At 71.3% G+C, this 19882-nt stretch carries 19 protein-coding genes; 11 read left to right on the top strand and 8 right to left on the bottom strand.

Features of this window, described 5'->3' with window-relative positions; all coding sequences use genetic code 11:
- Window positions 1-21 precede the first annotated feature (21 nt).
- The 4 genes from ACH4LD_RS41105 to ACH4LD_RS41090 all read left to right on the top strand — a co-directional run bounded on the left by ACH4LD_RS41105 (window position 22) and on the right by ACH4LD_RS41090 (window position 4184).
- Window positions 22-603, top strand: a complete 582-nt coding sequence (locus ACH4LD_RS41105) for a TetR/AcrR family transcriptional regulator (protein ID WP_398059270.1) — start codon at window positions 22-24, stop codon at window positions 601-603.
- A gap of 143 nt (window positions 604-746) precedes the next feature.
- Window positions 747-1433 carry a hypothetical protein gene (locus ACH4LD_RS41100; protein WP_398059271.1) on the top strand — a complete coding sequence of 229 codons (687 nt, stop codon included), beginning with the start codon at window positions 747-749 and terminating at the stop codon, window positions 1431-1433.
- A gap of 290 nt (window positions 1434-1723) precedes the next feature.
- Window positions 1724-2341, top strand: a complete 618-nt coding sequence (locus ACH4LD_RS41095) for a TetR/AcrR family transcriptional regulator (RefSeq protein ID WP_398059272.1) — start codon at window positions 1724-1726, stop codon at window positions 2339-2341.
- Window positions 2342-2720: 379 nt separating this feature from the next.
- Window positions 2721-4184 carry a dihydrolipoyl dehydrogenase family protein gene (locus tag ACH4LD_RS41090; protein WP_398059273.1) on the top strand — a complete coding sequence of 488 codons (1464 nt, stop codon included), beginning with the start codon at window positions 2721-2723 and terminating at the stop codon, window positions 4182-4184.
- A 144-nt stretch (window positions 4185-4328) separates the two neighbouring features.
- Here ACH4LD_RS41090 and msrA read toward each other — a convergent pair whose 3' ends face one another.
- Window positions 4329-4844 (bottom strand): peptide-methionine (S)-S-oxide reductase MsrA, encoded by a 516-nt coding sequence (msrA, locus tag ACH4LD_RS41085; protein ID WP_132792078.1) that lies wholly within the window; start codon window positions 4842-4844, stop codon window positions 4329-4331.
- A 258-nt stretch (window positions 4845-5102) separates the two neighbouring features.
- Between msrA and ACH4LD_RS41080 the strand changes: the two genes are divergently transcribed.
- Complete coding sequence (locus tag ACH4LD_RS41080; RefSeq protein WP_398059274.1) at window positions 5103-6155, top strand: alpha/beta fold hydrolase; 1053 nt, start codon at window positions 5103-5105, stop codon at window positions 6153-6155.
- Window positions 6156-6327: 172 nt separating this feature from the next.
- Here ACH4LD_RS41080 and ACH4LD_RS41075 read toward each other — a convergent pair whose 3' ends face one another.
- The 3 genes from ACH4LD_RS41075 to wrbA are packed head-to-tail and all read right to left on the bottom strand — an operon-like array spanning window position 6328 to window position 7694.
- On the bottom strand, window positions 6328-6699 hold the full coding sequence (locus tag ACH4LD_RS41075) for an SgcJ/EcaC family oxidoreductase (RefSeq protein ID WP_398059275.1): 372 nt from the start codon (window positions 6697-6699) through the stop codon (window positions 6328-6330).
- 52 nt (window positions 6700-6751) lie between these two features.
- Entirely contained in the window at window positions 6752-7054 is a 303-nt protein-coding gene (locus ACH4LD_RS41070; protein ID WP_398059276.1) for a muconolactone Delta-isomerase family protein, read from the bottom strand.
- Between the two features lie 28 nt (window positions 7055-7082).
- Window positions 7083-7694 carry an NAD(P)H:quinone oxidoreductase type IV gene (gene wrbA / locus ACH4LD_RS41065; protein WP_132792090.1) on the bottom strand — a complete coding sequence of 204 codons (612 nt, stop codon included), beginning with the start codon at window positions 7692-7694 and terminating at the stop codon, window positions 7083-7085.
- Between the two features lie 240 nt (window positions 7695-7934).
- Between wrbA and ACH4LD_RS41060 the strand changes: the two genes are divergently transcribed.
- The 3 genes from ACH4LD_RS41060 to ACH4LD_RS41050 all read left to right on the top strand — a co-directional run bounded on the left by ACH4LD_RS41060 (window position 7935) and on the right by ACH4LD_RS41050 (window position 11229).
- Window positions 7935-8432 carry a hypothetical protein gene (locus ACH4LD_RS41060; protein ID WP_398059277.1) on the top strand — a complete coding sequence of 166 codons (498 nt, stop codon included), beginning with the start codon at window positions 7935-7937 and terminating at the stop codon, window positions 8430-8432.
- A 102-nt stretch (window positions 8433-8534) separates the two neighbouring features.
- On the top strand, window positions 8535-9287 hold the full coding sequence (locus ACH4LD_RS41055; protein WP_132792096.1) for a TetR/AcrR family transcriptional regulator: 753 nt from the start codon (window positions 8535-8537) through the stop codon (window positions 9285-9287).
- Window positions 9288-9705: 418 nt separating this feature from the next.
- Entirely contained in the window at window positions 9706-11229 is a 1524-nt protein-coding gene (locus ACH4LD_RS41050) for a phage/plasmid primase, P4 family (RefSeq protein WP_398059278.1), read from the top strand.
- 31 nt (window positions 11230-11260) lie between these two features.
- Here the strand turns inward: ACH4LD_RS41050 and ACH4LD_RS41045 are convergent, their stop codons facing one another.
- Window positions 11261-12175: a LysR family transcriptional regulator gene (locus ACH4LD_RS41045; RefSeq protein WP_398059279.1), complete on the bottom strand. Its 915-nt coding sequence runs from the start codon at window positions 12173-12175 to the stop codon at window positions 11261-11263.
- A gap of 234 nt (window positions 12176-12409) precedes the next feature.
- Between ACH4LD_RS41045 and ACH4LD_RS41040 the strand changes: the two genes are divergently transcribed.
- Window positions 12410-13123: an SDR family NAD(P)-dependent oxidoreductase gene (locus tag ACH4LD_RS41040; RefSeq protein WP_398059280.1), complete on the top strand. Its 714-nt coding sequence runs from the start codon at window positions 12410-12412 to the stop codon at window positions 13121-13123.
- A gap of 186 nt (window positions 13124-13309) precedes the next feature.
- Here the strand turns inward: ACH4LD_RS41040 and ACH4LD_RS41035 are convergent, their stop codons facing one another.
- A complete protein-coding gene (locus tag ACH4LD_RS41035) occupies window positions 13310-13861 on the bottom strand; it encodes a CGNR zinc finger domain-containing protein (RefSeq protein ID WP_398059281.1) in 552 nt (183 codons plus the stop codon).
- Window positions 13862-14045: 184 nt separating this feature from the next.
- Between ACH4LD_RS41035 and ACH4LD_RS41030 the strand changes: the two genes are divergently transcribed.
- Window positions 14046-14675, top strand: a complete 630-nt coding sequence (locus ACH4LD_RS41030) for a TetR/AcrR family transcriptional regulator (RefSeq protein ID WP_398059282.1) — start codon at window positions 14046-14048, stop codon at window positions 14673-14675.
- A 203-nt stretch (window positions 14676-14878) separates the two neighbouring features.
- Here the strand turns inward: ACH4LD_RS41030 and ACH4LD_RS41025 are convergent, their stop codons facing one another.
- A complete protein-coding gene (locus ACH4LD_RS41025; RefSeq protein WP_132792114.1) occupies window positions 14879-15451 on the bottom strand; it encodes an ester cyclase in 573 nt (190 codons plus the stop codon).
- A 252-nt stretch (window positions 15452-15703) separates the two neighbouring features.
- Between ACH4LD_RS41025 and ACH4LD_RS41020 the strand changes: the two genes are divergently transcribed.
- Entirely contained in the window at window positions 15704-18676 is a 2973-nt protein-coding gene (locus tag ACH4LD_RS41020) for a GH92 family glycosyl hydrolase (protein WP_398059299.1), read from the top strand.
- A gap of 191 nt (window positions 18677-18867) precedes the next feature.
- Here ACH4LD_RS41020 and ACH4LD_RS41015 read toward each other — a convergent pair whose 3' ends face one another.
- Window positions 18868-19563: a type 1 glutamine amidotransferase domain-containing protein gene (locus ACH4LD_RS41015; protein WP_398059283.1), complete on the bottom strand. Its 696-nt coding sequence runs from the start codon at window positions 19561-19563 to the stop codon at window positions 18868-18870.
- Between the last annotated feature and the right edge of the window lie 319 nt (window positions 19564-19882).

The following is a 19882-nucleotide window of genomic DNA, read 5'->3' as shown; positions in this document are numbered from 1 at the left end:
CTGTCTGAGAGGGTGGTGGCCATGGCGGCCAGAAGCGCGACCAAGGTGTCCGCGCGTGAGCGCTTGCTCGAAGCGGCTGACGAGCTCTTCTACCAGCAGGGCGTGCAAACAGTCGGCATCGACCGGGTCATCGAGCACGCCGGTGTGGCGAAGGCGTCCCTCTACAACACCTTCGGCAGCAAGGAAGGGCTTGTCTGCGCCTACCTGGACCAGCGCTTCGAGCGCGCGCGGAACCGGGTCACCCGGACCCTGACACGTTTCCGCACCCCCCGTGAGCAGATCCTCGGTGTGTTCGACGCGCTGGGCGAGGCGTTCACCGACCCCGGGTACAACGGGTGCGCGTTCGTCCGGGCCAGCGCCGAGACGGCCGAGGACAGTGCCATCCGCCGCACCGCCGAGAACTACCGGTCCTGGGTGCGTGAGCTGTTCACCGAACTGGCCGCCACGTGCGGGTACGCCGAGCCGGAGGAGCTGGCCCGACAGCTCCAGTTGCTCTACGACGGTGCGGGTCAGGCGGCGCGGATGGATCGTGATCCCTCCGCCGCCACGACCGCCCGCGGTGCGGCGGCGGCCCTGCTCGACGCGGCGCCGCTCGCTCGCTGAGGTGGCGTCACCCGCCGTTCTCCGAGTGACGTTCCCCTACGAGCCCGGCCGCCACCTGGGCCGAGGGGCCACCGGTGTACGGTCGGACGGCCGGAAGGGCGCGGCGGGAGGCCGAGAGGACCGAGGGGACGGGGGCGGGCGGGATGACGAGGTTGCCGCGGTCGGGCGCGTCCGTGCCGGCGTCGCGCGGGTCCCTGCGGCGGCAGCGGGTGGCCGAACTGCGGGCGCAGGGCCGGTACGGTCCCGAGCTGCGCGAGGTTCTTCCCTCCTTCGTCGGCCTCGCCCTGGGACTGCTGGCTCTGGTGCTGCTGGCCGGTCGCCTCAGCCGCGCGTTCGGGGCCGCCGGCCTGCTGCTCTGCGCCGTCCTGTGCATGGCGGCCACCAGGGTGGGCCTGCGCCTGCGCAGGAGGTTCCTCCGCCGGCGCGGCGGCCGCTACACCGCCCAGGAGCTGGCCCGGCTGGACGACCGGGGACTGGTGGAAGCCACCACGCGCATGCTGGAGCGCGACGGCTGGCGGGTGGCCGATCTGACGCTGCGCAAGGGGGACACGCGCCTGTACGCCCGGGACCGCAGGGGTCGTGCGCTCGACGTCAGGTTCCGTCCCGTCGCGCCGTCCGACGAGGACGCCCCCGTGCCCGAGACCATACGGGAGACGGTCCGGTCCGGGGCCGAGCGGCCCGGCCGGCTCATCGTCCACCGCGGTGGCTTCAGCCGCGCCGAGGTGCGCTGGGCCTCCCGGCAGCAGACCGACGTCCACCTCGTCGACGCCCGCCGGCTGCGCCGCTGGGCGGCCGGGACACCGCTGGACAGCCTGCGACGCCGCCGCTGACGGACCGGCGCCGACAGACCGCCACTGACAGGTCCCCACTGACACACCGCCACAGACCCCACTGACAAACCGCCACTGACAGCCGCGCGCTACGGGATCACCGGCGGCCGGTCGCCCGGGGGCCACCCGCGCCGGAGCAGACTGCGCCGACCGGGCCTGCGGCCTGAACCCCGGCCCGCGCAAGCCGGCCCGGACATCGCGCGCCGCGGCCGAGCCCACGCCCCCACGCCGAAACTCGTCGGCCCGCGGAGGCGAACCCCCTTATAGTCGATCGGTCGTATACTGGTGCCATGGGACGGACAAGTGACGCCAGGAAGAAGATCCTTGAGGCTGCGCAGTCACTCATCGAGGTGCGCGGCTACTCGGCGCTGGGCGTGGCCGAGATCTGCAAGGCGGCCGAGGTGCCCAAGGGCAGTTTCTACTACTTCTTCGAGTCCAAGGAAGCCCTCGCGCTCGCCGTGATCGACGAGCACTGGGCCGCCGAGCGGCGCGACTGGACCCGCATCCTGCAGAGCGACACGGAGCCGCTCCAGCGGCTGCGGCAGCTCTTCGAGGCGACCGAGGCCGAGCACCGGGCCGGCCGGGAGTACCGCGGATCGATCGCGGGCTGCATGCTCGGCAACCTCTCCCTGGAGCTGTGCAACCAGAGCGAGGCCGTACGCGACCGGCTCCAGGAGATCTTCGAGGACCAGGTCGACATGATCGAGGCGGTCGTCACCGAGGCCCAGAGCCGTGGGGAGGTCTCCGTCGGCGACACCCGCGAATCGGCCCGGGCCGTGGTCGCGCAGCTGGAGGGCCAGGTGCTGTTCGCCAAGCTCTACAACACCACCGCACCGCTCGGCGCGCTCTGGGCCAACTGCCTGGCGCTGCTGAACGCCCGGCCGGCCTCCGTCCCGGCCGCGTCCTGACGGAAGGGCGGGACCGGCAGTCCTGATGCGACGGCGGCCCCTGGTCCCAAGTGGCCGGGGGCCGCCGTCGTACGTCCGGGGAACCTCGCGCCGGGCCGCCGGGAGACGCGCACCAGCCGCTCCGCGCATGCCACGGCGTCATCACGGTGAGCCGATGCGACCGACGAAACCAGGGCATAGGGTGTGAATCACCTGTCCGCCCGTGTCCCGGTCGACAGCCCGGCGAGGAGACGTCGCATGGTCAGGATGGCGCCGTCCGCGCCCGCACGCGCACGTCACCCCTCGAACGCCCCGCCTCCTGACACAACGCCCCGCCTCCTGACAGCCGAGCGCGCCTCCGGTAAGGGCCGGGAGACACACCCAAGCCTCAGGAGCAGTGATGAACGATGTCTCCCGCGCCTACGACGTCATCGTCATCGGGGCCGGCCCGGCCGGTGAGAACGCGGCCGACCGCACCCGTGCCGCCGGGCTGAGCACAGTCATCGTCGAACACGAACTGCTCGGCGGTGAGTGCTCGTTCTGGGCCTGCGAGCCCAGCAAGGCGCTGCTGCGACCGGTGATCGCCCGGGCCGATGCCCGCCGCGTCCCCGGATTCCGCCACGCGGCGGACGGGCCACTGGACGTTCCCGCGGTGCTCGCGCACCGTGACACGATGGCCGAGCACTGGAAGGACGACGACCAGGTCGACTGGCTGGACTCGGTCCACGTGGACCTGATCCGCGGTCACGGCCGGCTCACCGGCGAGAAGCGGGTGGCTGTGGAGACGCCCGAGGGCGAGACGGTCCGCCTCACCGCCCGGCACGCCGTCGTCATCGCCACCGGCACCGGCGCGGCCCTCCCCGACCTGCCCGGACTCGACTCGGTACGTCCGTGGACCAGCCGTGAGGCGACGAGCTCCGCCGAGGTGCCCGGCCGGCTCCTGGTGGTGGGCGGAGGTGTCGTGGCCGTGGAGATGGCCACCGCCTGGCAGGCCCTCGGCTCGCAGGTGACCATGCTGGTCCGCAGTGAGGCCGGGCTGCTTCCCCGGATGGAACCGTTCGCCGGTGAGTCGGTGGCGGAGGGTCTGCGCGAGGCGGGGGTCGACGTGCGCCTCGGGGCCTCGGTGATCTCCGTGACGCGCCAGGAGCCCGCGGTCGGCGGGGTCAGGGTCGATCTGAAGGACGGGACCGAGTTGACCGCGGACGAGATCCTGTTCGCCATCGGCCGGACCCCGCAGACGGCGAAGCTCGGGCTGGAGACCGTAGGACTGACGCCCGGCGACTGGCTGAGGGTGGACGACACCTGCCGGGTGACCGCCGTCCCCGATGGCTGGCTCTACGCCGTGGGTGATGTCAACCACCGCGCGTTGATGACTCACCAGGGCAAGTACCAGGCCCGGATCGCGGGCGCTGTCATCGGCGCACGCGCGCGGGGCGAGAGCCTCGACGAGACCAAGTGGGGTGCTCACACGACGACCGCGGACCTCCTGGCCGTTCCGCAAGTCGTCTTCACGGACCCGGAGGTCGCGTCCGTGGGCCTCACCACACGCGAGGCCGCGCGCGTCGGACGCCGGGTGGAGGTCGTGGACCACGACATCGGGCTGGTCGCGGGTGCGCGCCAGTACGCCGAGGGCTACCGAGGCAGAGCCCGCATGCTGCTCGACGAGGAGACGGGCGTCGTACTGGGCGTCACCTTCGTCGGCCCCGGCGTCGGAGAACTCCTGTACTCGGCGACCGTCGCGGTGACGGCCGAGGTGACCGTCGACCGGCTCTGGCACGCCGTGCCGGCCTTCCCGACGATCAGCGAGGTCTGGCTCAGGCTGCTCGAAACCCACCGCCACCGGGGCCGCGCGGAACCGTGCTGAACGCCCTCCCCGCCGCCCGCGCCGAGGCGGGCCCGGCCGACGCGCGGCTGGACGGACACGCGAAACGGCCGCGGGGCGGGCCCTCGTGGGCTCACCCCGCGGCCGTACCACGTGGGAAGGCGGCTCACCGCCCTGTGGCGGCGGTCAGACCTCCGCGCGCTTCGGCAGCCGCCAGTTCGGGCGCGGGAAGTGGCAGGTGTAGCCGTCCGGGTAACGCTGGAGGTAGTCCTGGTGCTCCGGCTCGGCCTCCCAGAACGGACCGGCCGGTACGACCTCGGTCACCACCGGCCCCGGCCACAGTCCCGACGCCTCGACATCGGCGATGGTGTCGAGCGCGACGCGCCGCTGCTCCTCGTCGAGGTAGAAGATGGCGGAACGGTAACTGGCCCCGATGTCGTTGCCCTGCCGGTTCTTCGTGGTCGGGTCGTGGATCTGGAAGAAGTACTCCAGGATCGTGCGGTAGTCGGTGACGGCCGGATCGAAAGTGATCTCGATCGACTCGGCGTGGTTCCCGTGCCTACGGTAAGTGGGGTGGGGCAGGTCGTCGTCGCCGCTGTAACCGACCCGGGTACGGGTCACACCGGGGAGTTTGCGGATCAGTTCCTGCATGCCCCAGAAGCAGCCGCCGGCGAGCAGCGCCCTTTCCTCGACGTCGGTCATCAGTTCTCACCCTTCCCCTCCCCCGGCGACCGGAGGAGATACAGGCCCCACTATGACGCAGATTTCGTCACCTGTCAAGCAGGTGACACCTTGGTTGCACGCCCGGCGGTCGGCGCGGCACACCTCTCACTTCGTAACCCGTTTGACTGGTGACTCAGGGCGTGAGACAGTCACTTCGCCCCGCTCCCGGCGACCGCCTCGCAGCGGGAGTTCCCCAGCGGAGACCGTCACGCCGGACCCACCACCCCGGAGGCTCACATGATCAGCAGGCGCACCTTCAACAAGGCCGTGGGCCTGGGAACGGGCGCGGCCGCCGTCTCGCTGACCCAGGGCATCCCGAGCGCCTCCGCCGCCCCGCGCCCCACCCCCGCGCCGACCGTCCCGGAAGTGACCCCCGGCACCCACACCTCGTTCGCGAGGCTGAAGCAGGTCAGGGCGGGTGTGCTCAACGTCGGCTACGCCGAGGCGGGCCCCGCGCACGGCCCTGTCGTCATCTGTCTGCACGGCTGGCCCTACGACATCCACAGCTTCGTCGACGTCGCCCCGCTGCTGGCGGCGCAGGGGTACCGGGTGGTCGTCCCGTATCTCCGCGGCCACGGCACGACGGCCTTCCTGTCCTCCCGCACGGTCCGCAACGCGCAGCAGTCGGCGGTCGCCCTCGACATCATCGCCCTGATGGACGCCCTCAAGATCGAGCAGGCCCTCCTCGCCGGCTTCGACTGGGGCTCCCGCACCGCCGACATCATGGCGGCCCTGTGGCCTGAGCGCGTCAAGGGGCTGGTGTCGGTGAGCGGGTACCTCGTCACCGACGTCGAGGCCCAGAAGAAACCGCTGCCCCCTGCGGCCGAGCACACCTGGTGGTACCAGTACTACTTCTCCACCGAGCGGGGCCGCCTCGCCATGGAGGACGAGCGGAACAGGCACGACCTGTGCCGGTTCGTCTGGCAGACGGTCTCCCCGACCTGGCAGTTCGACGACGCCACCTTCGAACGCACCGCCACGGCGTTCCAGAACCCCGACTACGCGGCCATCGTGATCCACAACTACCGCTGGCGGCTCGGCCTCGCCGACGGAGAACGGCGCTACGACCGCTATGAGCGCCTCCTCGCCGCGCGACCCGTGATCGAGGTGCCCACCATCACCCTCGACGCCGAGCGCGACCCGTTCACGCCTCCCGGCAACGGCGCTTCGTACCGCGACCGCTTCACCGGCGCCTACGAGCACCGCACGCTGTACGGCATCGGCCACAACCTGCCGCAGGAGGCGCCCTCCGCCTTCGCCCAGGCCGTCGTGGACGTCGACCACTTCTGAGGAGAGCCCCTGCTGCCGGGGTGTCGGTTCGATGCGCCCGGCGGCAGGTGAGGAGCGGTCGTCCGAGCACACCCCCCGAGTGCGAGGACGGCCGCTCCGTCGTGTCGCGGACCCCACCTCCGCCTCCGGGGGTCCGGCCGCGGCCGCGCCGGCGAATCCGGCGCGGACCGCGTCAGCCGAGCTTGGTCACCTGGTAGTGGGAGATGTACCAGCGGTCGGCCACCCGCTTGAGCACGACGCTGAGAGTGACGTGGATGTCGGGCCGGTCGGTGAAGCGGAAGTCGACGTCGAGATACCCGAGCAGGACGTCGTCCGCGAGGCTCCGCGTCTCCAGCACCCGGTACTCGGCCGTCAGCCCGATCGGCTGGGAGTCGTAGTACGTGAAGACCCCCGGCCGGCCGACGCTGTAGGGATGGAGCCCCTGGAAGACGGCGTCCTCGGTGAAGAGTGCCGCTACCTTCTCCGGCTCGTGCGCGTCGACCGCGCTCTTCCACTGGTCCACGACGCCACGCAGGACGGCTTCTTGTGCTGCTGTGCCGCTCATCGGCTTTCTCCTCTTGCTGGAGGGGCGGGCCATGGGTCCGCACCCCTGTGGGTCAGGCGGTGGGGCCGGTGGCGCCCGGGTCGTTCGGGTGCGGCTGCAGGGCGGTGATCTCGGCGGTCATCCACGGCCACAGGGGCAGTGTGCCGAGCACGTTCTGACGCAGGTCGGCCTCGTCGTCCGCGCGCCACACCCCGATGCTGCGCAGCTCGCCCACCGGGCGCCACAGCCGGAACAGGTGTCCGGTGCCGGCCAGTTCCCCGGCCCGGACGGACTCGGCGGCGCGTCGCCGGTCGACCTCGGCGGGCTCGGTCCCTTCGGGCACGGTCGTGGTGAGCACGACCAGGAACTCCTTCATCGTCGTTCGGCCTCTCTCGTCCGGGGGGTCAGGCGGCGGCCTTGAGGGCGGTGGCGATCTTCACGACCCGCTCGGCCTGGATGCCGGCGGCGAGACGGGTGACCTCACCGACGGGCTTGGTGCCCTGTCCGTCGGCGTGCGAGGTGCCGTAGGGGTTGCCGTCGACGAACTTCTGCGGGTCGGTGAAGCCCGGCGTGACCGCGATGCCGCCGAAGTGGTGGACGGAGTTGTACAGCGCGAGCAGGGTGGACTCGTGGCCGGCGTGGTCCGTGGCGGTGGAGACGAAACCGCTGTAGACCTTGTTCGCGAGCTTGCCCTCGGCCCAGAGGCCGCCGAGCGTGTCGATGAACTGCTTCAGCTGCGAGGAGACGTTGCCGAAGCGGGTCGGCGTGCCGAAGAGGACGGCGTCGGCCCACTCGATGTCCGCCGGGGTGGCCTCGGGGATGTCGGCGATGGCCGCGTGGTGGGCGGCCCAGGCCGGGTTGGAGTCGATGGCGGCCCGGGGGGCCAGCTCGGCCACCTTCAGCAGCCGCACCTCGGCGCCCGCCTTGACACCGGCGTCGTGCAGCTCCTTGGCGATCTCCGTGATCGTGCCGGTGGACGAGTAGAAGACGATGGCGAGCTTGATCGGAGTGGACACGGGATTTCTCCATCTCGGGGGGACTGCGCCGACCTGTTGAGTCGACCGGTCACCTAAGCTAGACGACCGGTCTACTTCCGTCAAACAGCGCAACGGCCGGGATCTCCCGTGCCGGTCACATGTGAGGCCCCGCTCGACAGGTGTGAGCGTGCGCGAGACGCTGACACCTGACACCTCCGCATGTGCACTCGGTCGTGGGTAGCATGCGCATCACCACCCACAACGAGGGAGTGAACGGTTGTGACCAGCCAGTCCACCGCCACCCTCCGGTCGCGGTACGTCGAACAGGCCGCGTCGGATCTGGAGGAGAACCGCCGACGACAGCGGGAGCTGGTCCAGAGCATCAAGATGCTGAAGCGGGAGGAAGCCCTCCTCGCCGACATCCTGGCGCTGGCCGAGCGGCACGTGGGCGACGTCGGCGAACCGTCGGCCCTCCCCGAGCAGGCACAGGGGGAACCCACGGTCCGGCAGGTCGGGCCGGCCAAGACCCGGCACGGCGCGGGAAGGAAGGCGCGGGGAAGGTCGCGTCAGCCTCTGCTCACGGACATCCTGCTGGACCTGCTCCGCGCGCAGGACCGGCCGCGTCTCGCGAAGGAACTGCGGGACGAACTCCTCGCCGAGCACCCCGACCGGACTCCGACCCCGCAGGTCGTGCGCAACACGCTGGAATCGCTCGTGGCCAAGGGCCGCGTCCGTCGTCACAAGAACGAGCGATCGGTGACGTACACCGTCGCGTGAGGGACGCGGCGTCAAGGGCCGCGCGGGCGGGGCGAGTCGGCCCGAGGCGCGCCGCACCACTGGTCCGGATCACTGGTTCGGGCACTTTGATATCGTCGCGTCATGACTGCTCCGGACACGGTCGACGGGGACACCTCGACGGTGACGCTGCGCCGCAGGATCGTCCTTGCCGCTGCCGACGTGCTGGAGAAGGAGGGCCTGGACGCCGTGTCCACGCGGGCCGTCGCGGCGCGTGCCGGCGTGTTCCCGCCGACGATCTTCCGGCTCTTCGGGGACAAGCGCGGTCTGCTGGAGGCGGTGGGCGAGTACGGTTTCGAGACCTACCTGCTGGCCAAGAGCCGTCTGCCCGGGAGCGACGACCCGGTCCAGGACCTGCGCCACGCCTGGGACCTGCACATCGGCTTCGGAATGCGGCAACCGGGCTTCTACGTGCTGGTGTTCGGGCGGTCCCGGCCCGGTCACCTGTCGCGTGCCGGCCGGAAGGCCGTCGCGGAGCTGCAGCACATGATGACCCGCGTGGCGGCGGCCGGACGGCTGCGCATGAGTGTGGAACGCGCGGCGGCCGTGATGCACGCCGCGGGCGTGGGCGTGGTCTCGACGATCATCAACGCCCCGCCGGAGTCGCGGGACCTGGAGGCCGTCGACACGACGCGCGACATGGTCTTCGCCGCCGTCACCACTCCCCCCGCGGCCGATCCGGGGCACGGCGGAGCGGGGGGCGGCACGGCCGGTCCAGCCATGGCCCTGCGCGCCGCGCTGGCACAGGAGAACGCCTCTGCTCTGCGGCCCGCGGAGCAGGCCCTGTTGCTGGACTGGCTCAACCGCCTGGCCGACGAGAAGCCGGGCAGCGCCTGAGGAAGGTCCCCGGGCCCGCGGGCGTACGGCCAGGGGAGCGGACGCGGTCGCCACGGGGCGGCGCCGGGCGAGAAGACCTCCTTCACCAGCGGAATCCCGGTTCTCTCCCGTCACTCCCCCGGCCGGGCGCCGCCCGGCATCGGGCGCGTGGTCGCTTCAGTCGCTGTCCAGCGGGCCGGACGCATCCGACCTGCTGATTTCGGTGGCATGTGCTGCACCCCGTCCGGGTCCGTATTCGCTAGGCTGTGCCCATTGTTCAGTCGCTTCAGTCGCTTCAGTCGCTGATTGGGGGGCGAATGCCTGCGGACCCGCAGCCTTCGTGCAGTCGCTCGCGGCGCCCCCGCACCGGATCATGCATCGTTCGTGTGTGTCTCGCCACCGGTGGCATGCGGACGTGGTACGCGGGTGGAGGGTGTTCGTGATCTCCTCCGGGAACGAGGCACTGTTCGAGTTCGGCCCCGAGGCTGTGGCCGCGCGGACGCGGGGCCAGGACACCGTGGTGCCCGTTCCGGCCCAGGCCTATCCCCGGCGGGTGCCGGTGGACGGGGTGTCGGCGGCCGGACTGCTGCCGGACACGCTCTCGGACCGCGGCAACGCCAAGCTGTTCGTGAGGTTGTACGCGAGCGACTTCCGGCACGTGCCGGGTATCGGCTGGTACCGGTGGAACGTCACCCACTGGCAGATGGACGAGGACGACACGGTCCTGTGGGCCGCCGGTGATCTCGCGGAGCACATCGCGATACAGGATCCCCGGGGTGTCTTCACCAGCAGTGCGTTGCAGCAGCACCGTCGCCGCGCACTGTCCACCACCGGTATCAACGCGATGCTGACGCAGGCGAAGTCCGCGCCCGGCATGGTGCTGAACGCGGCGCTCCTGGACGCCGACCCGTACGCCCTGTGCACGCCCGACGGCATCGTGGACCTGAGGACCTCCCTCCTGAAGTGCCCCGACCCCGGCAAGGACTTCCACTCCCGGTCCACCAGCGTGGGCCCGGAGCACCGGCCGACCCCGCGCTGGGACCGCTTCCTGACCGACACCTTCGGTGACGACGCCGAGGGACGGGAGATGATCTGGTACCTGCAGTTGCTCCTGGGGTATTCCGTCACCGGGGACGTCGGCGGGCAGGTACTGCCGTTCCTCTTCGGGTCCGGCAAGAACGGCAAGTCGGTGCTGCTCGACGTGCTGATGAAGCTCCTGGGTGACTACGCCGACGCCGCACCGCCGGGCTTCCTGATGTCACGGCCGTACGAGGGGCACCCCACGGATCTCGCGGAGTTGCACGGCCGACGGGTCGTCGTCTGTTCCGAGGTGAAGCCCGGCGACCGGTTCGACGAGGCACGTGTGAAGCTGCTGACGGGCGGGGACCGGATCAAGGCACGCCGGATGCGGCAGGACTTCTTCAGTTTCCAGCCGACGCACAAGTTGTGGTTGCTGGGCAACCACCGGCCGGAGGTGGGCACCGGCGGGTTCGCCTTCTGGCGGAGGATGCGGCTGATCCCCTTCGAGCGTGTGGTCGCCGACGACCACAAGATCGACAATCTGGCGGACATCCTGGTCACCGAGGAGGGTCCGGGCATCCTCGGCTGGCTGATCGACGGTGCCCGCCGCTATCTGGCCGGTGACCGGGACCTGGCCGGCCCGGAGCGTGTCCGCATCGCCACCACCGCCTACGCGGAGACGGAGGACCACACGGGCCGGTTCTACGACGAGTGCTGTGTCCTGGCTCCTGATCTCCGCGCCGAGCAGACCACTCTCTACGCCGCCTACAAGGCCTGGTGCCGGAACGAAGGGGCGCCGGCCATGTCCTCGCGGGCGTTCGCCGCGCGCACGCGCGAGTTGGTCGGACTCGCCTCTCCGAAGGAGATGATCCTGTCCAACCAGCGCAAGCACTACCCGGGCATCGGACTGCTCACCGAGGCGGGGCGGGGCGGCCCCCCGTGAGCTGCCGGGCGGGAGGGGGCCGAGGCGGCGGTCACCGTCGGTGCGGGTCGTCGTCGGGGAGCCATACGTCCGAGTCGTCGAGGCCGAGGTCGCCGACTCCCTCCGTGAGGGCGTCCACGGTGCTGAGCACGGCCGCGCGTTGCTCGTCGCGGCGCCACACCAGGGACCACGTCCAGTAGACCTTCGGTCCGGAGACGGGGCGCGCGACCAGATCGGGGGGCAGTGATGTCAGCTGTGCCTTGGGGCTGTTGAGGATCGGGCGGCGCGCACGGCGTACGTGGTCGAAGAAGCCCGGACCGGTGATGCCACCGTCGGAGATGCGCACCGCACGGGCTCCGGTGTCCCGGGCCAGCCGCTCGGCGTAGACGTTCCAGGACGACCATGTCGTGACGTCGGTGTCCGTCAGGACGAGGAGGTCGCGGGCGCGGATGTCGTCCGTCCGGCGGTCCGCGGAGACCGCGTACAGGCGGTCGGCGCCGATGAGCCGGGCGTTGAGCCCGCGTTCTTCCAGGTCCTGGCGGCGGACCCAGCACACCGCGAGGTCGAGGCTGCCGTCCGCGACCCGCGCGGCCTGGGTGTGCGAGGGCGCGATCCAGGCGTCGACGTGCACCCGGGCCACGGCCGAGGTCCGGGCGGTCAGGTCCGGCGGCAGCCAGTTGACGTAGCCGATCCGGACGGATTCCGAGCCGGCGATCCTGGCGGCGCGGTTGCGGAGGTCGTCCGCGCGCTCCAGCAGGTCACGTGCGAGCGGGAGGAGTGCCGCACCGGCGGCCGTGAGGGCGACCGAGCGGCGGTCGCGGTCGAAGAGCCGTATGCCGAGGTCGCGTTCCAACGCCTTGATCTGCTGGGACAGCGACGGACCGGCTATCAGCAGCCGGTCCGCGGCACGCCCGAAGTTGAGGTCCTCGGCCACCGCTACGAAGTACCGCAACTGACGCAACTCCATGAGGCCATGCTACGGAGCGGCGGTCGGCGGGACAGCCCCGGGTGCCCCGCGTGACGTGTTGGCTCCCAGCTGGTAGGCAGAGACTCCTACCGCAGGTCAGAGGGGGTGCGGCGAGGAAATGAGCGTGGTGCGGGGCGGAATTTGGTAGACCGGTCGTCTGGTTGTGCACAGCGACCGGCCGACAGGGGCCGGTCGGGACCACCACCGTCACACCGCATGTGAAGAAGGCAGTCAATGAGCAACTCCGGCAAGAAGGTCGCCGTCATCACCGGTGCTTCCCAGGGCATCGGCGCGGGCCTGGTCGAGGCGTACCGCGAGCGCGGTCACGCCGTGGTCGCCACCTCGCGGACCATCGCCGCCTCGGACGACCCGGACCTCGTCACCGTGCAGGGCGACATCGCCGACCCCGCCACGGCCGAGCGCGTCGCCGCCGCCGCGATCGAGCGGTTCGGCCGCATCGACACCCTCGTCAACAACGCCGGCATCTTCGTCGCCAAGCCGTTCACCGAGTACACCCAGCAGGACTACGACGCGGTCACCGGCGTCAACCTGAGCGGGTTCTTCCGCATCACCCAGCTCTCGGTCGAGCAGATGCTCCGTCAGGGCGGCGGCCATGTCGTCCAGATCACCACCAGCCTGGTCGACCACGCGCTCTCCGCGGTGCCCTCGGTGCTGGCCTCCCTGACCAAGGGCGGCCTCCAGTCCGCCACCAAGGCCCTGGCCGTCGAGTACGCGACCCGGGGCGTCCGCAGCAACGCCGTCTCGCTGGGCATCGTCAAGACCCCGATGCACTCCGAGGAGTACTTCGAGACGTTCGCCGCCCTGCACCCGGTCGGGCGGATGGGCGAGATCAGCGACGTCGTCGACGCGGTCCTCTACCTGGACGACGCCCCGTTCGTCACGGGCGAGGTGCTGCACGTCGACGGCGGCCAGAGCGCCGGCCACTGACACCGGGCCCGGCGGCCACCGGACACCGGTCCGACGCCGCCGCACATGGACGGGCGGCTGGTCACGGGTGTGATCAGCGGCCTGTTCGGCTGTTCCAGGAGGTGCCGTCCGAGAGGGGGCGACGGCGCGTCCGAGTGCGGGTGGGCGAACGGCCGCGTCTCCCGGACCACCCGGGTCCGCGGGGGGTCAGCTCGCCCGGCTGTGCCGGCGGGCCCGGTAGGCGGCGGCCTTGACCCGGTTGCCGCAGGTCTTCATGGAGCACCACTCCCGCCGGGGGCCACGCGAGCGGTCGATGTAGACCTGGGTGCACTCCGGGCGGGAGCACTCGCGCAGCAGTGCGCCCTCCCCTCCGCCCAGGATCTCCACCGTCTCCCGGGCGAGGACCACCAGGGCCTGCGAGACGGAGCCCAGGCGGCGGCGCGTGCTGTCGGCGGCGAGCTGCACCCTGACGGGCAGTCCGGCCGCCTGCCGGTTCACCTCGGCGAGCGCCGCGGCCGGCAGCGGTTCGCCCGCCAGGTGGGCCGCGACCAGGGCGTAGATGGCCTCACGCAGATCAACGGCGGTCGCGAGGTCGGCCTCGTCGGCACCGGGCGCCTCGTCGAGCATCCCGGACTCCACGAACCAGTCGTCGAGCGCCTCGGGACGTGCGAGCATCTCCGTCGGTGTCTCGTTACGGCGTGCACGCAGCGTTCCGACGAAGTCGAGGAAGAGCGTCCCGCAGGGAAATGCATGAGTCACGTCACCATTTTGGACGGTGACGAGGGAAAATGCAAAGGTCCCTGATCGCACGCTCACACCCCGCGTCGGCTCCCGCACGCCCCGGCCGGCACGGACGTCACGGTATCGGATCAGGCACCGCGCGACCCCGGCCGCCGACACCGACCCCGGATGAGGCTGTGATCACGGCGGCTACGATGACCGTATGCCTGCCAAACGCCCTTATGTCTCCCCCCTGCGGCAACAGGCTGCCGCCCGCACCCGCGCGGAGATCCTGCGGTGCGCCACCGGCCTGTTCGCCGAACGCGGTTACGGCAGGGTCACCGTCGTGGACATCGCCTCGGCGAGCGGGGTCTCCGCCAAGACGATCTTCGCCAGCGTGGGCAGCAAGGGCGACATCCTGAACGAGATCGTCGACCAGGGCGTGGTCGCTTCGGACTACGAGAAGACCATGGGGCAGGTCCTCACTCTGCGGGCGCCGGAAGCCGTCCTGGAGGCATTGGCCCGGGGCACACGGGCCGGCAACGAGGGACAGTTCCAGGTGCACGAGGCGATCCGGGCGGCCCTGCCCGTCCACGAGAACGGCGAGGCCCTGTGGGAACGGGCGACCTCCGCCTACCGGGAGGCCCTGCGGACGGCCGCTCGTCACCTGCACACCCTGACACCGGCGCCCGACCGTCCCGTGGAGGAGACGGCGGATCTCCTCTGGTTCTGGTTCGGTCCGACCGGCTGGCGCACCCTGGTGATCGAGAACGGCTGGTCCTGGGAGCGGGCCGAGGCATTTCTGCTGGACACGGCCCTCGCGACCCTGCTCCGCCGCACATCCGTGCCGTAGCCGGTGCGCACGTGTCCGGCCGAGCGGGGCAGGCCGTTGTGCGCGTGGACGCTCAGGACGGCCACGACCGCCTCCGGCGAGGTGCGGGCCGACTCCCCCTGCCGCTCAACCCCCTGTCCTCCGGTCGGTGTGATGCCGTCTCACCACACACGTGTCGGTCTCCTCCAGCCGGTGCGGTGCACCGAGCCGAGAACACATATGGTTCACACGGTGGTGTCGTGCGGCAGCGTCCCGGCGGCCTGGGCCGCTCGCGCCGTGACCTCGGAGGCGGCTCGTGCGGCCCGGCCGGTCACCCGCCAGGACAGCATGCGCATCCCGGCGGCCGGTCCGGGGGGAAAGACGCCGAGCTGGCCGAGCATCGTGATGTCGTCCCGCACGGCTTCGTGCCGGACGACCTTGCCGTCACGCAGGTCCAGTACGTGGATCTGCTCGAAGTCGATCTCCCGTCCGGTCGGCGGCACGACCTGGTCGACCGCCTGCTCCTTGAAGAGAACGAAGGCGCCGGTGTGACGGCCACGCATGCGCAGCCGCACCCACGCCCGGGAGTCACCGGTGATGATGTCGCCGACGGGCAGCCGGAGGTCGCTGAACGCGTACCGCATCCACGCGCTGGAGGCGAGCACTCCTGCGGGACCGGGGATCCGGCACGCCGGAGGAGACACCGCGGCTTCGCGGTTGTGGAACTCGTCGTGGACGACGTCGGCGGCCAGCGCCGGGTCACCGGTCTCCAGGACCTTGAACAGCGCGTGCCCGAGGTCGGAGGCGTGCATGGCCATGGGTCTTGCCTTCCCTCTGCGATGGGCGGACGGACGCCCGAGGGGCCCCCGTCCAATTCGGGTTACACACTACCTATTGAATAGGCAGTACAAGGCGTCGCCGGAGCGGGGCCGGGGGTGCCGGTCCCGGTACACGAGGCTCACACCGGGTGTCCCCGCACCGCTCACATCCCGTGCGGTGTCCTGCTATGACATCCCGGTGTGATCAAGACTTTCGTGAAGCGTCTCGTCATAGGCGGCCTGGCGGCGGCGATGACGGGCACCGTGACCGTCGCCGCCCCCGCGGCCGCGGCGGTGCCACCCGCACGGGTGACCGACCCCGCGAGCTACGTGGACCCGTTGATCGGCTCGTCGGGAGGCGGCAACACGTACCCCGGGGCTGTCCGGCCGTTCGGCATGATCTCCTGGAGTCCGACCAACACGGCGGGTGATCAGACGAACGCCGCGGGCGCCAACGGGTACGCGTACGACACCCCGCGCGTCCGCGGCTTCGGCCTCACCCACGTCAACGGCGCGGGCTGCCACCCCGGAGCCGCGGGCGACATCCCGATCATGCCCTTCGTCGGCGCCGTCACGTCCTCCCCCACCGCCGACGTCAGGGACGAGATCTACGCCTCCGGCTTCAGCCACGACAACGAGAAAGCCGAACCGGGTCGCTACACCGTGAAGCTCGACTCGGGCGCAACGGCGGACCTCGCGGTCACCACCCGCGCGGGCGTCGGCGAGTTCACCTTCCCCCGGGGCCCCGAGGCCAACCTGCTGTTCCGTGTCTCCAACTCCCTCAACGGCAGCGAGGACGCGGAGATCCACATCGACCCCGCCCACCGCACCGTGACGGGCTCCGTACTGACCGGCGCGTTCTGCGGCCGCCGCGCCAACGGCGGCACCAACAACCGCAAGAGCTACTACCGGCTGCACTTCGTGGCCACCTTCGACCGCGCCTTCACGAGCAACGGCACGTGGGTCGACAGCGACCTGCGCCCCGGAAGCACCTCCGCCGAAGGCGGCGAGGGCTACGCCACCGGAGCGGACCGCGCCGGCCGCGGATCCGGCGGCTACGTCGGCTTCGACACCTCCTCCGACGCCGACGTGCGCATGCGGGTGGGCATCTCCTACACCAGCCTCGCCGCCGCCGAGAAGAACCTCACCCGTGAGGTCGGCGCGCACGACGACGTCGTCTCCGTCGCCGCGGACGCCCGCCGCGACTGGAACCGTCAGCTGCGCTCGATCGAGGTGTCCGGCGGCGCCGACGACACCCGTACCGCCTTCTACACGGCGCTGTACCACGCCTTCCTCGAACCCGACGTCACCAACGACGTCGACGGCACCTACCCCGGCGCCGACCTGAAGACCCACCGGCTGGCGCACGGCCAGCACGCCCAGTACGGGAACTTCTCCGGCTGGGACGAGTACCGTGCGCGCACCCAGCTGCTCGCACTGCTCAAGCCGAAGGTCGCCGGTGACTTCGCCCAGTCCCTGTACAACCTGGCCCGGCAGAACGGCGGTGTCTGGGACCGCTGGGTGCACGTGAACGGCCCCACCCACGTGATGACCGGCGATCCCTCGGCCCCCGTCCTGGCGGGCTTCTACTCCCTCGGCGTCCGCAACTTCGACGTCCGCGGCGCCTTCGACTCGCTCGTGCGCCAGGCGACCGTCCCGCACCCCGACGGCCTGTCGGACAAGGGGTGCCCCGGGCAGTGCGAGGGCCAGCGCCCGAACCTCGCCGAGTACCTGCGCCTGGGCTACGCGCCCCAGGACGTCTGCCACTGCTGGGGCGGCGCGGCGGAGACCCTGGAGGACTCCGCCGCCGACTTCGCCCTCGCGGACTGGGCGAGGCGACTGGGCCGCACCGCGGACCACGAGTCCCTGATCCCGCGGGCGAGCTGGTGGCGCAACACCTTCAACCCCTCGGCCGGCGCCGACGGCGGCTACCAGCAGGCGCGCAAGGCCGACGGCACCTGGCAGTGGCCGTTCTCGCCGACCTCGGACACCGGGTTCGCCCAGGGGTCCAGCGCCACGTACACCTGGATGGTGCAGCACGACGTCTCCGGCCTGGCCGAGGCCATGGGCGGCAAGCAGCGGGCGGCCGAGCGGCTCGACGCGTTCTTCCACCGCGCCGACGGTTCCTGGGCGACCGGGGGCGACGCGTCGCGCTACGACCCGACGAACGAGCCGGGTATCCACACACCGTGGCTCTACAACGCCCTGGGTCAGCCGTGGAAGACGCAGGAGACCGTCCGGGCGATGGCCTCGCGTGTCTACGGAACCGGCCCCAAGGGCCTTCCGGGCAACGACGACCTCGGCACGATGTCGGCCTGGTACGTGTTCGCCTCGCTCGGCATGTACCCGCAGACCCCGAGCCGCGCCGAGATGCTGCTGTCGAGCCCGGTGTTCCCGAAGGCCCGCATCAAGCGGGACGGCGGCGCCACCATCACCGTCACCGCCCCGCAGGCCTCCGCCGAGAACATCTACGTGCGGGGCGTCCGGGTGGACGGCCGCCCGCAGACCAGGTCCTGGCTGGCGGAGTCGGTGCTCGACCGCGGGGGCGACGTCGTGGTGGACGTGGGTCCCACGCCGAACACCTCATGGGGCACCCGCCCGGGTGACCTGCCGGTGGACCACGTACCCGCCGCCGGGACCCCGGTGCCCAACCTGCCCGCCCCGTGCACCGTTTCGGGATCCTCCTGCGCGCAGGACCTGAGCGGCCAGTACGACACCGACGGTGTGTCCACCGCGGACGCCAAGCAGCAGGGGAACCTGGACGGCAAGGGCTGGAGCTTCCCGGCCGACCAGTTGCCGGCGCCCGGACTCACCTCGGTCGGCGGGCACGACTACCGCATCCCCGAGACCTCGGGCACGGCCGGGAACTTCCTCGGCCTGCGCGGCCAGCGGACGTACCTGACACCCGGCCGTTACTCCGCGCTCGACCTGCTCGTCACCGCCGTGAACGGTGACCAGCACGCCGACGTCACCATCCGGTACACCGACGGCACCACCTCCACGGTGCCGCTCGCCGTCACCGACTGGGCCGGTACGACACCCCACTTCGGTGAGGACACGGCGCTGACGGCGACCACCCGGTACCACGTCAACGGGACGGCGGACGGGCGGACCGTGCGGATCTGGCACGTGGCCCTGCCCGTCGACCCGAAGCGGACGGCGGAGTCGGTGTCCTCGACGGCGGTGAGCAACGTGAAGGTCTTCGCCCTGAGCGGCCGGGCCTGACCCCCGGGCCCCGGACGGCTTCCAGCACGGCTGCCCGTCCGGGGCGTCACCCGGCCCTGTGGACCGGTGGGCCGGCGGTCGGTCGGTAGGCGGTCGGCCGGCGGTCGGTACGCCGACACGGGCCGTCCGGCCCCGAGAAACGTGTGTCGCGACGTGTGCCCGTCGGCGACGTCAGGTACGCACTGGCACCCTCACTTGAGGAGTTCCAGCAACCGGTCCGCCAGCACCGCCGCCGAGTGCGGGTTCTGACCGGTGATGAGGTTGCGGTCCTCCACCATGTACGGCTCCCACATCGGGCCGCGGCTGAACTCCACGCCCACCTTGTCCTTCAGCTCGTCCTCCAGCAGCCACGGCGCCCTGGAGGCCAGTCCCACGGCCTCCTCCTCGTCATTGGTGAAACCCGTGACCCGGTAACCCTTGAAGGGCGACTCACCGCCGATCCTGGTGGACAGCAGCGCGGCGGGCGCGTGGCAGACGATCGCGAGCGGCTTGCCCGAAGCCAGCTGCGCGGTCAGCAGCCGGCCGGCGTCGGCGTCGTACGCCAGATCCGACATCGGGCCGTGGCCACCGGGCAGGTACACCGCGTCGTAGTCCTCCAGGCGGACGTCCGACAGCTTCAGCGGCCGGCGCATCTCCTCCGCGGAGCGGATGATCGCCTCCAGCTCCAGGGCCCCGTCCTCGCCACCGGCCATGGACGGACGCAGGCTCATCATGTCGACATTCGGGGTCACACCCCCCGGCGTCGCCACCACGACCTCGTGACCGGCTTGCGTGATCGCCTGGTAGGGCATCGCGAATTCCTCGGCCCAGTAGCCGGTCGCGTACCGGGAACCGTCCTTGAGCACCCAGTACGTCGCCCCGCTCACGATGAACAGCACCTTGGCCATCAGCGCGTCTCCTCTTCGTCGGCGATCTTTGTCCTGTCGGAGGACGCGAGCCTCTTCAGCCTAGGTACGACTCCGTCCGGGCGCACGCGGACGATGCACGGCCGTCGCAGGCCGCCCTGGTGCGGTCGAACCGACGACACCTTCGGTCACCTGCTTGACGGCTGAAGCCCCCCACGAGTGAGGGACGGGTCGTTCCGTCACAGCGGATCCCGCCGCGCGCGCGGACCGGCACCCCGGGAGGGCCGGCGCGGTGCGAGCCGCGTACCGTGCCAGGCGGGCGGGTGGCCGCACGGGTGGCGGTGGGCGGCGAGCAGGCGGT

It is taken from the genome of Streptomyces sp. NPDC017676 (assembly GCF_044329325.1).
Classification (GTDB): domain Bacteria; phylum Actinomycetota; class Actinomycetes; order Streptomycetales; family Streptomycetaceae; genus Streptomyces.
Note: the sequence above shows the minus strand (reverse complement) of the source record. Positions and strands in the feature narration are given on the sequence as shown.

Coding starts and splice junctions, on each gene's coding strand:
- ACH4LD_RS41105 (WP_398059270.1), top strand. CDS start 22: ATGGCGGCCAGAAGCGCGACCAAGGTGTCCGCGCGTGAGCGCTTGCTC.
- ACH4LD_RS41100 (WP_398059271.1), top strand. CDS start 747: ATGACGAGGTTGCCGCGGTCGGGCGCGTCCGTGCCGGCGTCGCGCGGG.
- ACH4LD_RS41095 (WP_398059272.1), top strand. CDS start 1,724: ATGGGACGGACAAGTGACGCCAGGAAGAAGATCCTTGAGGCTGCGCAG.
- ACH4LD_RS41090 (WP_398059273.1), top strand. CDS start 2,721: ATGAACGATGTCTCCCGCGCCTACGACGTCATCGTCATCGGGGCCGGC.
- msrA (WP_132792078.1), bottom strand. CDS start 4,844: ATGACCGACGTCGAGGAAAGGGCGCTGCTCGCCGGCGGCTGCTTCTGG.
- ACH4LD_RS41080 (WP_398059274.1), top strand. CDS start 5,103: ATGATCAGCAGGCGCACCTTCAACAAGGCCGTGGGCCTGGGAACGGGC.
- ACH4LD_RS41075 (WP_398059275.1), bottom strand. CDS start 6,699: ATGAGCGGCACAGCAGCACAAGAAGCCGTCCTGCGTGGCGTCGTGGAC.
- ACH4LD_RS41070 (WP_398059276.1), bottom strand. CDS start 7,054: ATGAAGGAGTTCCTGGTCGTGCTCACCACGACCGTGCCCGAAGGGACC.
- ACH4LD_RS41055 (WP_132792096.1), top strand. CDS start 8,535: ATGACTGCTCCGGACACGGTCGACGGGGACACCTCGACGGTGACGCTG.
- ACH4LD_RS41045 (WP_398059279.1), bottom strand. CDS start 12,175: ATGGAGTTGCGTCAGTTGCGGTACTTCGTAGCGGTGGCCGAGGACCTC.
- ACH4LD_RS41040 (WP_398059280.1), top strand. CDS start 12,410: ATGAGCAACTCCGGCAAGAAGGTCGCCGTCATCACCGGTGCTTCCCAG.
- ACH4LD_RS41030 (WP_398059282.1), top strand. CDS start 14,046: ATGCCTGCCAAACGCCCTTATGTCTCCCCCCTGCGGCAACAGGCTGCC.
- ACH4LD_RS41025 (WP_132792114.1), bottom strand. CDS start 15,451: ATGGCCATGCACGCCTCCGACCTCGGGCACGCGCTGTTCAAGGTCCTG.
- ACH4LD_RS41020 (WP_398059299.1), top strand. CDS start 15,704: ATGACGGGCACCGTGACCGTCGCCGCCCCCGCGGCCGCGGCGGTGCCA.
- ACH4LD_RS41015 (WP_398059283.1), bottom strand. CDS start 19,563: ATGGCCAAGGTGCTGTTCATCGTGAGCGGGGCGACGTACTGGGTGCTC.